The organism is Vibrio sp. CJQ_6, assembly GCF_043106745.1.
Taxonomy (GTDB): Bacteria; Pseudomonadota; Gammaproteobacteria; order Enterobacterales; family Vibrionaceae; genus Vibrio; species Vibrio furnissii.
In genome coordinates this window covers 265977-280615 of the sequence record NZ_JBICMV010000021.1, presented here as the reverse complement: position 1 = coordinate 280615, position 14639 = coordinate 265977, and the positions used below count along the sequence as shown (strand labels likewise).

General features: G+C 42.1%; 11 protein-coding genes. 5 read left to right on the top strand and 6 right to left on the bottom strand.

The window, feature by feature from the left end:
• Window positions 1-67: 67 nt before the first annotated feature.
• A complete protein-coding gene (locus ACF8PK_RS12075; protein ID WP_392441526.1) occupies window positions 68-925 on the top strand; it encodes an AraC family transcriptional regulator in 858 nt (285 codons plus the stop codon).
• A gap of 150 nt (window positions 926-1075) precedes the next feature.
• On the opposite strand, the gene ACF8PK_RS12070 is transcribed toward ACF8PK_RS12075, so the two are convergent.
• Window positions 1076-2341: a RidA family protein gene (locus tag ACF8PK_RS12070; RefSeq protein WP_392441525.1), complete on the bottom strand. Its 1266-nt coding sequence runs from the start codon at window positions 2339-2341 to the stop codon at window positions 1076-1078.
• Window positions 2342-3450: 1109 nt separating this feature from the next.
• Between ACF8PK_RS12070 and avs2 the strand changes: the two genes are divergently transcribed.
• Complete coding sequence (avs2, locus tag ACF8PK_RS12065; protein WP_392441523.1) at window positions 3451-7926, top strand: AVAST type 2 anti-phage system protein Avs2; 4476 nt, start codon at window positions 3451-3453, stop codon at window positions 7924-7926.
• A 628-nt stretch (window positions 7927-8554) separates the two neighbouring features.
• On the opposite strand, the gene ACF8PK_RS12060 is transcribed toward avs2, so the two are convergent.
• Window positions 8555-9034, bottom strand: coding sequence for a DUF1456 family protein (locus tag ACF8PK_RS12060; RefSeq protein ID WP_158108910.1), 480 nt, complete (start codon window positions 9032-9034; stop codon window positions 8555-8557).
• Window positions 9035-9607: 573 nt separating this feature from the next.
• On the opposite strand from ACF8PK_RS12060, the gene ACF8PK_RS12055 reads away from it, so the two are divergent.
• Window positions 9608-10399, top strand: coding sequence for a hypothetical protein (locus ACF8PK_RS12055; RefSeq protein WP_392441520.1), 792 nt, complete (start codon window positions 9608-9610; stop codon window positions 10397-10399).
• Window positions 10400-10588: 189 nt separating this feature from the next.
• Here the strand turns inward: ACF8PK_RS12055 and ACF8PK_RS12050 are convergent, their stop codons facing one another.
• A complete protein-coding gene (locus tag ACF8PK_RS12050; protein ID WP_283513544.1) occupies window positions 10589-11272 on the bottom strand; it encodes a cold-shock protein in 684 nt (227 codons plus the stop codon).
• A gap of 452 nt (window positions 11273-11724) precedes the next feature.
• Here ACF8PK_RS12050 and ACF8PK_RS12045 point away from each other — a divergent pair, with 452 nt between their 5' ends.
• Entirely contained in the window at window positions 11725-11979 is a 255-nt protein-coding gene (locus ACF8PK_RS12045; RefSeq protein ID WP_004727602.1) for a hypothetical protein, read from the top strand.
• A gap of 187 nt (window positions 11980-12166) precedes the next feature.
• On the opposite strand, the gene ppiC is transcribed toward ACF8PK_RS12045, so the two are convergent.
• Window positions 12167-12445: a peptidylprolyl isomerase PpiC gene (gene ppiC, locus ACF8PK_RS12040; protein WP_004727601.1), complete on the bottom strand. Its 279-nt coding sequence runs from the start codon at window positions 12443-12445 to the stop codon at window positions 12167-12169.
• 260 nt (window positions 12446-12705) lie between these two features.
• Here ppiC and ACF8PK_RS12035 point away from each other — a divergent pair, with 260 nt between their 5' ends.
• Window positions 12706-13632 (top strand): chemotaxis protein, encoded by a 927-nt coding sequence (locus tag ACF8PK_RS12035; RefSeq protein ID WP_392441518.1) that lies wholly within the window; start codon window positions 12706-12708, stop codon window positions 13630-13632.
• Here ACF8PK_RS12035 and ACF8PK_RS12030 read toward each other — a convergent pair.
• Together ACF8PK_RS12030 and ACF8PK_RS12025 are read right to left on the bottom strand one after the other, a co-directional pair.
• On the bottom strand, window positions 13629-14009 hold the full coding sequence (locus ACF8PK_RS12030; RefSeq protein ID WP_014257708.1) for an MmcQ/YjbR family DNA-binding protein: 381 nt from the start codon (window positions 14007-14009) through the stop codon (window positions 13629-13631). The genes ACF8PK_RS12035 and ACF8PK_RS12030 overlap by 4 nt on opposite strands.
• A 38-nt stretch (window positions 14010-14047) precedes the next feature.
• On the bottom strand, window positions 14048-14530 hold the full coding sequence (locus ACF8PK_RS12025) for a MarR family winged helix-turn-helix transcriptional regulator (RefSeq protein WP_014257709.1): 483 nt from the start codon (window positions 14528-14530) through the stop codon (window positions 14048-14050).
• Window positions 14531-14639 lie beyond the last annotated feature (109 nt).

Here is a 14639-nt window from a genome sequence, read left to right as displayed (position 1 = left end):
ATGCTATATCAAGCGAAAGTGACGCGTTATATACTATCTGCCATTAAACATCGATAAATCGCCAATTATGCAAGCTAACCACCTCATTCAATCATCCCCTCATCAGGCGTTCATCACCAAAACCATCCACATGCGTGCGGGCTACATCGATGATTTTCACACGCACCCATGGCACCAAATCATCTTTCCGCTCAGTGGGTTATTGCAATCCTCGATTGAAAACAGATCGGTCATCGTCCCTCACAACGCCATGTTGTATATCCCCGCCGACACAGTGCACAAATCGGTATCGGTCACCGACACGCAATTTTTGGCGATGTACCTCAACCCCAAAAGCGGGGTGAATTACGGCGTTGAGGCGAAATCGTGTTTGGTGACGCCGTTTCTCAAGGCCTTGATCTTGCTGTTGTTTAATCGCTCGACTCAAGCACTGCCGCCCGAGAATCTCATCCATCTTTTAACGGTGTTACGCGATCAAATCGACACCGCCGGGCAGTATGCGATCCCATTACTGATCCCCCGCGACAAACGCCTCAAAGCCATTTTCGATCAATTGACGGCGCAACCCGATATGAAGTTCGGCTTAAACGAATGGGCGAAGCACGTTGGGGCGTCAGAACGCACGCTCTCTCGATTATGTGCCAAAGAGTTTAATCAATCGTTCTCGCTGTGGCGGCAAAATGTGCGACTCGTTTTGTCTCTGCAATTATTGAGCACCCCGAGAACCATTCAAGATATTGCGCTGGAGTTGGGCTACGCCTCCGATTCCGCATACATCTATGCCTTTAAGAAACTGTTTCATCACACCCCAAGTAAATACCGCCACAGCCTGTTAAACCACGGGCAGGATTTAACGCAGCTTGTTGCTGAGGGAAGGATTGATGAAGAGATGATTGATAAAGAAGTGCTTGATGAGGGCATTTAACAAAAGGATGTGACGAAGCGGTTTGATGCCTATGTAGCTCCCGTTCGTTCTCACGGGTTTATTGAAAGCTATTTTTTATTGAAAGGCTATTTTGAGGAAGGCCAAACTTACCTGATATGCTGAGGTTCAACATATCAGGCAGCAATACGATTATTCTGTTGGCGGCGTGCCTTCAGCATTTGAAACAACCGCATCGATTTGAACCAATGCGCCTGATAGGATCTTTTCAACGCCAATCACGGTTCTGGCTGGAAGTTTGCCATTGAAAAACGTCGTGTATACCTCATCAACCAGATGCAAGTCATCGATGTTGGTCAGTTGAATATTGACCTTCACCAAGTCATCCATGTCATGACCAATGCTTTCAACGATGGACTGAATGTGTGTGAGACACTGCTTCGCTTGCTCGCCCACATTGCCTGCGACCAGTTTCCCTGTCTGTGCATCCACAGGAAGCTGCGCCGAGATATGGTTGTAGTGAGAAAAAGCAACAGTTTGCGTTGAAAGCGCGCTCATCGGTGCCAACTCGGTATTGTTCGCCCAAATCACAAGCCCGTGTCTGTCTTCCACTGCTTGTGGGGGCGTGCCGTCGCCATGAGAGATAACCGCATCCATTTGAACCAATGCATTCATGGGCAGACCTGCCGCTTGGGTCACGGTACGTGCTGGAACATAAGCCACGCTGCGCGCAATGGCCGAATCAGGGAAGAACGTCATATACACTTCATTCACTTGCTCGATGTCGGCAAGATCGCTCACCTGAATGCCCACTTTGACAATGTCATCAAACGGCACATCAATACTTTCTAAGACGGTCTTGAGGTTACGTAAACACTGAGCCGCTTGCGCCTTGATTCCCCCTTCCACCAACACGCCGGTATTCGGATCAATGGGCAGTTGCGCGGAAAGGTTGTTGTAGTGTGAAAAAGCCACTGAATGAGTTGATGTCGCGCTCTGAGCCACGCGGTCACTGTTTCTCGCCAGCTTAATCAAAGCGCAAGGGGCTTGGGGCTGAGTCCCTTCACCGTTTGAGATCAAAGCGTCCACTTGAATCAGCGCATCACGATGAGGGAGTTCGGCCACGGCAGACACGGTTTTCGTTGGGAAGTATGTTGTAAAGAACGTCGCCATCACGTCGTTGACGGCGTCTGCATCGTCAATATTTTTCAGGAATACATTCACTTTCACCACGCCATCCATCACGTGTTCAATGCTCTCTACGATAGATTTGATGTTTTCAAAACATTGCTTCGCTTGCGCTTTGATGTCCCCGATCACCAACTCACCACTTTGAGGATCAATCGGCAGTTGCGCCGAAATATTGTTGTAATGAGAGAAAGCAACGCTTTGTGTAGAGAATGCATTGATTGGCGCTTGGCCTGTATTTCGAGATAGCTTGATGATCTTACCGCTCATGATGATAGGTATCCTTATCGGTTTGTAGGGGATTTTAATCGTGATGATTTAGGGCTTATCTTTCTAAGAGCGCTGATGGTAATTCAAGGCTATATTCATGAGTGTGATGGAATTCAAAATTAAATTTCGCTAGCAACCCGACACGCGGTGGATAATTAGTCAGCGCAAGATTAAATATCCACATCATTTAGAATAAATCGCATTCTATTTCTTCAACAAGCGTATTCATTCTCTGAAAATGAATATATAGCATTTAAAATATGTCGTTTATTTTATGTTAGATGTTCAAATATGATGACGGCTTCACAACATACTCTGTAAACGACCCGTCCGTGACTAAATTGAGTGATTTGATACCCGAATTTCATGAATAGATTTTTATTTGAAATATCAAAGATACAAAAAAGCAACCGTGCGGCGCACTTTTAAACAATTTATCTACATTTACTTTAGCGAATGAGCACCACTCTCCAAGATTCCACGGTTGGTGCAAGATCGTGTTTTAGGATTTGACCAGATACCCTTCGGGGAAGACCTTTATGGAGGAGGTTTCGATGAGTTGCTTTAACTCGGAATTGGACAGAACTTTGTTACAAGCTAGAAGCGATCTTTATCCTTCGAATAACATTTAGTAGCCTAACATACAGAACGGTACCGTTTGATCTGGTGCTATACGTATTAGAAAACGAACAGAAACGCTCAACCTCGAACTTTGGTGTCAGGTTTATTTTATGCAGCAACTTTTGCTAAACATACAAATCGCGATTTATCCTTGAAGTTCATCTATGCCATTGTGTTTCCCAGTAGTATTTTATCATGTCATACCGATATCGCTCAAAATATGACCTGCACTTTCTCATACATGTACTGTATAATAGATAAAAATCAATGTGTTGATGAATAGGGTTTCTTAGTCATGATGTCAGCGATAACTTGGTCGTTATTGACTTTTTCAGGTTTGATACCGTAAAAAAGTGAAGCGCAACATCTGGGTTCCCCCTGCTCCTATGTTAAGGATATCTGAGAGGCTCTATTAGCACGTTTTATAGTGAAACGTGGTGTTTTTTAAGGACATCAGTTTTTAATTAAAGATTGAGGATAGATTAGGCATGGAACCCGTATTAATGAGCGTGGCAACCTATGTAGCGACAAAGCTCGTTGACCAGTTTATCTCTGAAGAAGGTTATGGCTGGTTTAAGAAGACATTATTTCCGACAAAAACATATGTTGATCAGCTATATCAACTAATAGAAGAGACAGCAATTGAGTTTGAAAAAAGATACCCCGTAGAAACTAACAAGGTTCCATTTTATCAATCTCAACCATTGTTTGAAACATTGAATGAATACATTTTATTTAAAGAATTACCAAATAAAGAAGAGTTATTGCAAAAGTTTAATGAATACCCCAATATCGTCCCTCCAACTCAAGATCAACTTGAAACATTTTATGGAATTTTGTCGCTAAAAATAAATAGCTGCAAAACGTTAAAAAAGCTCCACATCGACGAATCTTATAAAGAAAAGATATTCGATATTAGTGATGAAATTATTCAGATCAAGCTGTTGTTGCAATCAATAGATATGAAAATAACCTTTCACTTGAGTGATGATTGGTTAAATAGGAAAAATAGAGAAGCTATAGCTGATTTGGGGGGGCGTTACACACCTGAATTAAATGTAAATCTTGAAATTTCAAAGGTATTTGAAGGGCTTGGAAGGACTAAAATATTTTCTGATATGTTTTACAAGCATATCGATGATTTTCTAATCAAAGGAAACAAACTTCGAAATTGTGATGAAATTTATGAAGAACTAACTTTGATCACTAAGTCTTTAACTGATATTAAAAAATTATACTTAGAAATTGATTTATCTACCTTGGGCCAGATTCAAGTTAGCAAATTTTGTGAATATATTTCTGATTGTCAAAATGCTATTTCTAAGTCTGAGTCGGTGCTATGGAAACTCAAGGAAGAGTCAAAAAATGATGGTAAGGAAGCAAGCTTTAGTGATAGGAACGCTCTTACTTTGAGAGAGTTAAGGGAGTTTGATTATGAGTGCGAAACTTTATGTGCATTCCTCAAGTCTATAACAGTGAAATTATCTAACAATCCTTTTCTGCTTCTTGAAGGTGAAGCAGGAATTGGTAAGTCTCACTTATTGGCAGATGTCATTGAATCAAGAATTGCAGCAGGATATCCATCCCTATTTTTATTGGGGCAGCAACTTACCACTGATGAATCCCCTTGGATACAGATTCTTAAAAGGCTACAACTAAATACCACATCAACAGAGTTTCTTGAAAAGCTAAACTTATATGGGCAAAAAAGGGGCAAAAGGTTTCTGATATGTATTGATGCCATCAATGAGGGAAATGGTAACAAGTTTTGGTCAGACAATATTAATAGTTTTGTTGATGAAATAAAAGCTTTTGAGTGGCTTGGCTTAATAATGTCAGTCAGAACAACGTATAAAGGTATTACAATATCAGATGAGCAAGTATCTCGTAATAATTTTGAGACTCATAAACATGTGGGTTTTAATAATGTGGAGATGGTAGCCGTTAACTTATTTTATGACTATTACAATATAGAAAGACCGTCATCGCCTAATTTAAATCCAGAGTTTAAAAATCCTCTATTTCTTAAGTTGTTGTGTGAAGGGCTTAAAAAAAGTGGTCTAACTAAAGTTCCTGTAGGGTTTAATGGAATCTCTAAAATCTTAAGTTTTTTTGTTGAAGGCGTAAACACATCATTAGCTTCTCCAAAAAAATACAAATACGACCCTAGCTTTCCATTAGTTAATGATGCTCTTAATGAGCTAATCAAGGTTAAACTCGCTAATGATGGCAATAATATTTCTCTTAAAGATGCTCACTCAGTTGTCCAATCTGTCGTTCAAGACTATGTCAGCGATAAAACTTTTCTTAGTGCATTGATAGATGAAGGATTGCTGACTAAAGGCATTGTTCGCAATGAAGACAACTCAATTGAAGAAGTTGTTTATATATCTTTTGAAAGATTTGACGATCATTTAACAGTTAAGTTCTTACTAGATGGTGTTGAACAAATTGAAAATGAGTTTAAAAATGGAGGCCGTCTTAAAAGTTACTTCAACGATGAATATGACTTTTATCGCAACCAAGGAATTGTTGAAGCTCTTTCTATTCAATTACCAGAAAAGTATGGAAAAGAGCTTTACGAACTACTTCCCGAGTTCAGCGAAAATCATAATTTAGTGGATGCTTTTATTGACAGCTTGGTTTGGAGAGATGTCACCGCAATAGACTTCGAAAAACTAAGAGATTTTATAAACGAGAAAGTTCTCCGTTATCGAAATACTTTTGACCATTTTTTGGAAAAGCTGATTTCTATTTCTGGTGTTGAGGGGCATCCCATGAATGCTACTTTTTTACATGAATGGCTATCAAAGCATCCTTTACCTGATCGGGATGCTTTCTGGACGACAGAGTTGAAGTACAAGCATGATGAAGATTCTACATTCAGGCAACTTATTGACTGGGCTTGGAGTGACACTGATAAAAGCTATATATCTGACGATTCAATAGAACTAGTCGCAACTACTCTATGCTGGTTCTTGACTTCAAGTAATAGGGAACTGAGAGATTGTTCTACTAAAGCTTTAGTCAATTTATTAGAAGATAGAGTTCCTATACTTATTAGGATAATAAACAAATTCGAGGGGATAGACGACCCGTATGTTTGGGAAAGAGTATTTGCAGTAGCACTAGGCTGTACATTACGAACAAAGAATCACGAAGAGCTAGCCAATTTGGCTGAAACGGTTTTTGATAAAGTGTTTCATACTAAATATGTATATCCCAATATTCTATTACGAGACTACGGCAGGGAGATTATCGAATTCGTATCATATCTTGGATTGTTACCAAAAGGTATCAACCTATCAAAAACTAAGCCTCCATACAAAAGTAAATGGCCAGAAAATATACCAACTGAAGCAGAGTTAAAATTGCTTTATGATAAGAGTAAATACTGGTCTCTTTGGTGTTCGATAATGGGTGGTGGCGATTTTTCTAGGTATATAATTGGAACGAATAGTAACCAATCAGATTGGTCGGGATGTAAATTTGGTGAAACCCCAACTGAACGTAAGCAGGTTTTTGAAAATTTCCAAACTAAATTAACTGATGAACAGAAAAAACTGTATGACTCCACAAACCCTCTTCTTTACAATGATAACGATGAAGAAATGTCGCTCGGGGAAATTACTATTAAATTGGGGATCGTAGTAGGTCGAAAGAGTGAGGAAGAAATATTTGCTAGCAAGGTTTCGTTCAAGAAATCATTGTCGGAAGACTTATTGACCGAGTTTGAAAGAGATATAGAACCGTATTTAGATCACAATAATAATATTCTCGAAACTGACAAGCACTTTGACCTGAGAATTGCCGAGCGCCTTATTTTCAAGCGTGTTATAGAGCTTGGATGGACTCCAGAAAAGCATGGAAACTTTGATAAGCAAATAGGTACAGGTCGAGGACGTAGAGATTCATTTCAAGAGCGGATCGGAAAAAAATATCAATGGATATCCTACTATGAATTCATGGCACTGCTTTCTGATAACTTTATTCGTTTTAAAGGATATGGAAAAGGACGTAAAGAAAGTCCTTATCAAGGGCCTTGGGATCCATATATAAGAGATATAGACCCTACTATTTTACTCAAGAATACAGGAACAAAAAGGCTAAGCCATAAAGAAATGTGGTGGGCTAATAAAGAAGTATTTGATTGGGATTGCACTTATGAAGAGTGGGTTAGCAATCCTTCTACGATAAATAATCCGTATGGCTTAATTGAAGTAAAAGATAACAATGGCACTGAGTGGTTGGTATTAGAAAGTTACCCGTCATGGAAAGAACCCAAAATTATAGGTAATGAAAAGTGGGGACATCCTCGAAAAGAAGTTTGGTGCCAGATCAGAGGGTATTTAATCAAATTAGAAGAATTTGACACTTTTAAAGCTTGGGCAGAAAATCAGCATTATATGGGCAGATGGATGCCAGAAAGAAGCGATAGGTACGAATTATTTAATAGAGAGTTCTATTGGTCTGAAGCATTTCAGTCTTTCAAATCAGACTACTATAGCGGTTCAGATTGGACAGAGGTAAGAGATCATGATTCTGGAACTAAGATAGCTGATGTTAGTGTCACTTCGATCAATTACTTATGGGAAGAAGAATTCGATAAATCCAAAGCTGACACTTTGAGCTTTCTTAAGCCTAGTTCATTAATCTTTGAGAAAATGGGGTTGAGCAGTAGTGAAACCGAGGGCAGTTACGAGGATAAAGATGGGAATATTGTTTGTTTCGCAGCTGAGGCTTTGACTGACTCTGAAACATATTTACTTATCAAGAAAGATCCATTTTTAAGAATGTTGAATGAGAATAACTTAGATATAGTGTGGACACTTCTAGGTGAAAAAGGTGTTATCGGTGGCTCCATAGGCTCAAACCACCGCTATGATCGTATAGAATTTAGTGGGGCATTTTATTTGGACAATGGTGAACTGAACGGAACGAGCAAGATATATTCAACTCGATAGTTTCTTTACATGAAACGGTAGCGTGAATAGAAATCTGTCTGCGCTACCAACTCTGTTCTTTAAGCCCATTTGCGTGATTTTACATCCAGTAGATGTGCATTATAGTGCAAGTACAAAGTATATGGAATAAACACCATTTATGGACTAACAAGATAACGAAGGTCAGGTCTTGCCTTTTGATAATCATTACTTTTCGTAGGGTGAACATATACTAACAAGGCGTTCATTAACGATATCGCTAACTTGAAATGGGGCAAATTCGTGTTACCAATGGCGTCCGTCGTGACTCTGCACGCATGACCAAAAGCATGGGAAAATGCTATATACGTGGACAGTTTTAGTTCATCACGACAAGATGTCTGGAACATCTTGACCAGAATAGTGGCTCCTAACTGGCTTCAGGTTTTAGCTTGGGTTTATCTTGGTAGGCTCATAGCGGGCGGTGTGTATCTTAATTCTAAAAGCCGACCAGATTTCAGCGTGGTTTGATAGGTATCGACTGAAGAAAAACAAGAGTAGACGTGATTGTGAAGCTCTCATATCGGTCTTTAGCATGAGAAAAGCGAGTAGCCAAATAAAATGGTTCTCGCTTTTTTAATCAATGACCACGTTCGATTCGAGATAAAAATTATCCAGTAAACTCTTCAGAATCGGGACGATTGGTAAACTGCACACCGTTTAAGAAGTCGCACAGCAGTTGGTCTTCACACTGTTTGTAGTTTTTGTTGTTTGGCTTGCGAAAATACGCACCAATTTCGTATTTACTTAAACTAATACCAACCACTTCTAATACGTCCAACACATCTTCTGCTTTCATGTCTAGCGCAATGCGCAGCTTCATAAGAATCATGTTGTTGGTCAACGAGACTTCTGGCTTAGGTTGCTCGCCGTCTTTTTTTCCTCGCTTGAGGTTAATAAAGCCATTTAAGAATACCGCTAACTCTTGATCCTTCATCTTCACGGAAGATTTGTCGCTTTCATCTTTTAACCAGTTTGCCACTTTATCGTGAGCCACAGTGACTTCGGCCTGCCCGAAAGCTTTCATGATCTGCGCGTTTTTCAGGTTTAACGCGTGTTGGATACGACGTAAAATTTCGTTGTTAGTCACTAGGGATTCCTAAAATGAGTTCTAAGGGTGAATAAAAATCCATCAATGACATGCGTTCTGTGAGTGTCTTTATTCAATAGCGTAGTTGACGGTGACTCTAACAGAGAACACGTTTCTTCGGTAGGTTAAAAAATAGAAATAAGACGGCCTATTCGAACTCGTTGGCTAAGTTGGTAAGCCCCCATTTTCATAGACTCGATGCTGATTAGAAGAAATCGGTCAAACCACCTCACTGTGATTTGTGAGGTAGAAGGTTACTGGCAAGAATGGGCACAACTAACTCAACACAGCTCCCCATCGACTCGAAGTAGATAAAACTCAGTGAGCATGTTCAACCCCATCTGCTCAATCAATACATTGAACCAATGCGCCGGGAAGGGAGAATGAATAACCGCCCAACGAAATAAAACAACACCACCCATTGACTCAGCAAATGAATCAAGTAAGGTCATGCTTTTGTCTATTTACTATAACATCATGAATAAATTAGGAATTCCTTTTATAGCGGCCGTGAGTTTTACTCTGTTCGGTTGTGCAGTAAAGCCGGTTGAATTACCCCAAGAACCTTATTCTTTGGATCCCACCCACTCTTATGCATTCCATTTATCACACGCCATGGGATTAAGTCGCGCGGTGGATTTGCCCAAAGGCGAAGCCGAAAAACTACTGAAAGCGCGAAAAGAATCCATGATGGAAGCCGGATTGAGTTCGTCGCTGTCGGGTTATCTGGTGTCGTTCACGCTGGCCAAATCTCTTGGCCTGCCACTGACAACGGCTCATGACCTTGCTTCAGATTCAGTCGAAAGCAGCTTTATCATGGGGGCTGGGACTGCAGAGAAAAAAACCATCACAGACTACGAAAACTTTGCCATCTATCTGCCCTATGAGTTCGCTCAAAATCAAGAAGATGCGCGCGCCTATGTGTTTAATTACTTTGTTCATGTGATGAAAAACAATGAGATGGCGCTAAAAGAGACGGATTCTGAATTTGAATACGGCACAGGCCATGAGTTCTCACACCCGCTCTGCAAAAAGCTAGACACGCAATGTCGTTACCAAATCAGAATTGAAGAACCGGTCATCGCATACGCACCAGAGGGACTCGGTGGATACAAATCGTGGGTTTGGAGCCCTAAATCTCGCAATGCGCCGATTGTACGCACCTATACGGTCGCGACTTGGGGTCAATTAGGGACATTCGATATGATCACCGTGAAGAACAACCAAATGGCCATTCAAGATACTTTCGAGAAGCCGCTGATGAAACACTACCCTGAGTGGCTTGTTAAGTTTGTTCCGGCGACTTATGACAAACCACCATTCGTGATATGGCATGGTCGTGAATATCAATTTGAACGCCCGTAGAAAGCCTTCCAACAACGCTCGAAAGAATAAACATCGGTTCAAATGAACGTTGATATCATCCCCGCAGCCAGTGAATTGATTGTGGGGATGGAACACTTTCTATAAACACTTTTTGTGAATAGAACGCTCGTTCATGGTAAACGAACAACCACGGCTTCACGCTTCGTAATCACGACGGGGTCTCGTACCTTAAATGAAGCGCTCTCCTATCCACTGATAAACCGAAATCAAGCATGCTGGTATCGCAATAATGGATATCATAAATAACGCGCATCCTTTATTAAGTTGGCGTGCACGCGCTTCACTTTCGATTCGGACGATTTCCTCAAACTTGTGGTTAAATAAAGTTTTTCGGCTTTTAATCCGCGCCAATGCGTCCCGAGCCTCACCTTCAAAAGTACACGGAATCTTTTCGGTCACTAATGCTAAATCAGCGGTAAAAGCGTGAACGGTGTACTTATAATTGCCATCGTTAAATGTGTCTTTCTCATGTTTTAGATTCAAGACAGCGTTTGCACCAACGCTCCCCGCTAAATCCTTGAGGTGGGCTTTGGCTTCGTCTAAATCTTTAAAGAATCGTGTGGCGATCGTCGCTTGATGCACAACATCCCCATACTTAGGCTTACTTGATTTCGTAATAAAAAAGTCCACCAGTTTGAGCTCAAATATTACCTCAGGAATGGATACTTTTTTTGTTGAAAGTCCTTTGGGAGTAGGAATCGGATCGAACTCAACCGTGACGCCTTTAATTAACTTTGATTCGTCGGATTTATCAACAAGACTCGATACATGTAAGAAATAGCTCTCGCCATCTTCTCCTTTGACGAAACCATATTTTTTAGTTTGGACATATGAAACCAACGTTCCTTTCAAAATGTGCCTCTATATATTCAAATAAATCAACAAACCAAATCACTATATAGAATAATTCTTCTGCATCAATCATTATTGGAATTGATAGTCAAATGAACGCTATTTACCACACGTAGTGGAGTGGCATCGTGACTAGAATAACCCCCATCTCCACAAATAATTTATCTGATCATTCAAATGAAGATGCGGCTCATATATCGTCTCGGTTCGAAAACAATGGATAATATTTAAACAAAATCTGATTCACGATAAAGCGACGAAACACAAACCCATCAACATATTTTAGAATTCAACCTGCCATCAATCGCCTCAAATATGGCCAAGAGGGTTGTCGGCCACGCATACGACCATTAGACTGCACGAATTAGAACATGTGATTTTGGGTGCGCACTCACCATGAATCATTGATGATGCGATGCCAAAATCAATATGAAATAGGATGGAGATAGAGAATGAACGGCAGTTGGGCGAACTTCTTTCCGTATTTTGCTGGAGCTTTTAAGCTGATTGTCTTAGGCATTGGCGCCTACTTAGCGATCAAATGGCATTTTGATGAAGACAGACGCGTCAAAGAAGCCGCGGGTGTGGTATTTGATGAACCCAGCGCAATGAGAAAGTGGGCGAGCATGCTTGCCATTCCAACCCTGCTTACACTGCTGGTGATTGTTGTCGTGTATGCGACGAACTGGTATCTCGACCTTCCCTAACGCGCTGGGTTGACCCATTCCATGTGGTGCTGTTGGATGCATGGGCGTGCGGTAAGAATACAACCTGAGAACATCGAGCCATCCACCCGCCACAAAAATGGGCCCACATAGGAGCCCATTTAAAATTCAGTACAAATGATTGACTCTGCCAATCGTCACGCAGTGTGATCAAAGCTGCCACCTGCCCTCACGTACGATACAGCACCTTAATCACGTGCCAACCGAATTTCGTTTTCACGAGTTGAGGCGTGAGGATTTCCCCTTTAAAGCAGGCTTTATCGAATTGTGGCACCATTTGTCCTTGGCGGAATTCACCCAAATCACCACCTTTTTTACCCGATGGGCACAGTGAATATTTCTTGGCTAGCGTTTGAAACTTGGCGCCTTTTTTGAGCTGCTGCATGATGTCATCAGCTTGTTCTTTATGCTTCACCAGAATATGAAGTGCGGCTGCGGTTCTTGCCATTTTCGACCCTCAAACAACGTCGTTCGGTTAAAAAAGTGGCCTAGTCTAGCGGAACTGAGCCTCGGTTGCACTGGGCATTGTGCGTTACTTTTTTGTATCGGCGTATCTTTTTCTGCTAGCGAGCGCAAAACGATTTGAAACAAAGGGGCGATGCTGATGACGTAAAGCCTCACTCATCGGCAAAATTCGGTTGATACCGTTGCTGATACGATATTTTCAGTTAGTATAGTGACCTAGGCGTTTAGATTAAGAATTTCGTTATGGCTAAAACCATCAGTAAGGCAAATCAGTCACAAGGCATGTTGATGTTCACGCTGAACATGCAAAAGCAGTTGTTTGCGATTGGTACTCTCAAAGTTCGAGAAATTGTTCCTTACCTCCCAATGACTCAAATTCCGTATTCACACCACCATGTGGTGGGTACCGTGACGATCCGTGATATGACGGTGCCGGTGATTGATATGGCCGCCGCAATTGGTTTTCGTCCGATTGCCCCGCAGGAATACAAACAGTGCTACCTGATTGTCACCGACTGCCTGCGAACCGTCGTGGCCTTTATGGTACGCGGGATTGAGAAAATCATTGAGTGTGATTGGCGAGCGATTGAATCGGCCCCGCCAACAACGGGCCACAACGTGTTTGTCACAGGCATCACCCGCTATCAAGAGCAGATTGTTCAGTTGCTGGATGTGGAGTTGCTGCTGTCGAAAATCTATCCGCAATACGAATCCACCAAAGTGCCGATGCTGACCGACATCGAACGCGAACGTTTGAAAGCGCTGAATATTCTGCTGGTCGACGACTCATCCATTGCGCGGAAGCAGCTCGCGGATGCGCTCGATCGGATCAACATTCCGTATCAAATCTGTAAAAACGGCTTAGAAGCCGCCGAACTAATGAAGCAGCGCGCCAATGAGAATCAAGCGATTGATATTTTGGTGAGTGATATTGAAATGCCAGGCTTGGATGGATACGAACTGGCCTTTGAAGTGCAAAACGATCCGAAACTCAGCCACGCGTACTGTATTTTGCACACCTCACTGTCGAGCGAAATCTGTGTCGATCGCGCGCATCAAGTGGGCGCACATGAGGCACTAGAGAAATTCAACGCCACCGAACTCATCGAAGCGATGCTGCGCGGTGCGAAAAAGCTCGAAGCTCAAAACACATCACAACACACCGCTTAACGAACGGCGCCTTGCAAGGTCAGGCTTTGCAAGGCTTCCCGGTCGGACTTTTTCAATTGGCTCACCACTAACTGATACGACCGCTGGCACAAATCTTCAATCATGCCCGCTTCCACATCACCATCTAGATCGACGGAAATCCAATGGCGTTTGTTCATGTGATAACCCGGTCGAATGGATGAAAACTGGCTGGTCAACACCTCTCCATCCTGCGGCGTGCATTTCAACGTCACAAACGTCGGCGCGCGATCTTGCGCAATGTACGCAAACATCTTGCCGCGAATTTTATACACCAAAAACTCTGGCCCGAACGGATAACAAGCCTCGGATTGAAGCAGCGTATCCAAATAATCAGTCAGTTGCGTTACGGTCATCATGATCGCGTCCTTATGCCACACGGCATTTACGGGGTGAGTTATTCGAAATTAGACAGCCACAGTTTCAGCAATTGAGTCAGTTGCTCCTGCTCAGCGCCGGATAAACCTTCAACCAATGCCTCTTGAATTTTGACGTGCTCGATCACCAGTTCATTGACCAAATCCAACCCGTCATCGCTAAGCTGCACTTCGATGCTGCGCCGGTCGGCGATGCTGTGCAAGCGATGCACTAGACCTTTTTGTTCCAGTTTGTCCAAACGGTTGGTCATCGCCCCCGATGTCAGCATCATGGAGCCAAGCAGCTCCGACGGCGTCAATCGATACGGCTCTCCTGAGCGCAGCAAGGTTGCCAACACATCAAACTCACCCATTTTGAGCCCGTAACGTTTATGCACCTCCGCCACGGCGACTTCTAAATGCTTGGAAAGGCGCATCATGCGTCCCATAATACCCATCGGTAACGTATTGAGTTGCGGTCGTTCGGTTTGCCACTGCGCTAACACGCGGTCAATCGCATCCATCAGTGTTGAATCTCCATTAATTCGCTGAAAAAATACTTTAACATAAAGATACTTTACAAAAAGCATTTATTGCTTTAGCTTTGCAATTAGATATCTCAACATAAAGATA

Coding starts and splice junctions, on each gene's coding strand:
- ACF8PK_RS12075 (WP_392441526.1), top strand. CDS start 68: ATGCAAGCTAACCACCTCATTCAATCATCCCCTCATCAGGCGTTCATC.
- ACF8PK_RS12070 (WP_392441525.1), bottom strand. CDS start 2,341: ATGAGCGGTAAGATCATCAAGCTATCTCGAAATACAGGCCAAGCGCCA.
- avs2 (WP_392441523.1), top strand. CDS start 3,451: ATGGAACCCGTATTAATGAGCGTGGCAACCTATGTAGCGACAAAGCTC.
- ACF8PK_RS12045 (WP_004727602.1), top strand. CDS start 11,725: ATGAACGGCAGTTGGGCGAACTTCTTTCCGTATTTTGCTGGAGCTTTT.
- ppiC (WP_004727601.1), bottom strand. CDS start 12,445: ATGGCAAGAACCGCAGCCGCACTTCATATTCTGGTGAAGCATAAAGAA.
- ACF8PK_RS12035 (WP_392441518.1), top strand. CDS start 12,706: ATGGCTAAAACCATCAGTAAGGCAAATCAGTCACAAGGCATGTTGATG.
- ACF8PK_RS12030 (WP_014257708.1), bottom strand. CDS start 14,009: ATGATGACCGTAACGCAACTGACTGATTATTTGGATACGCTGCTTCAA.
- ACF8PK_RS12025 (WP_014257709.1), bottom strand. CDS start 14,530: ATGGATGCGATTGACCGCGTGTTAGCGCAGTGGCAAACCGAACGACCG.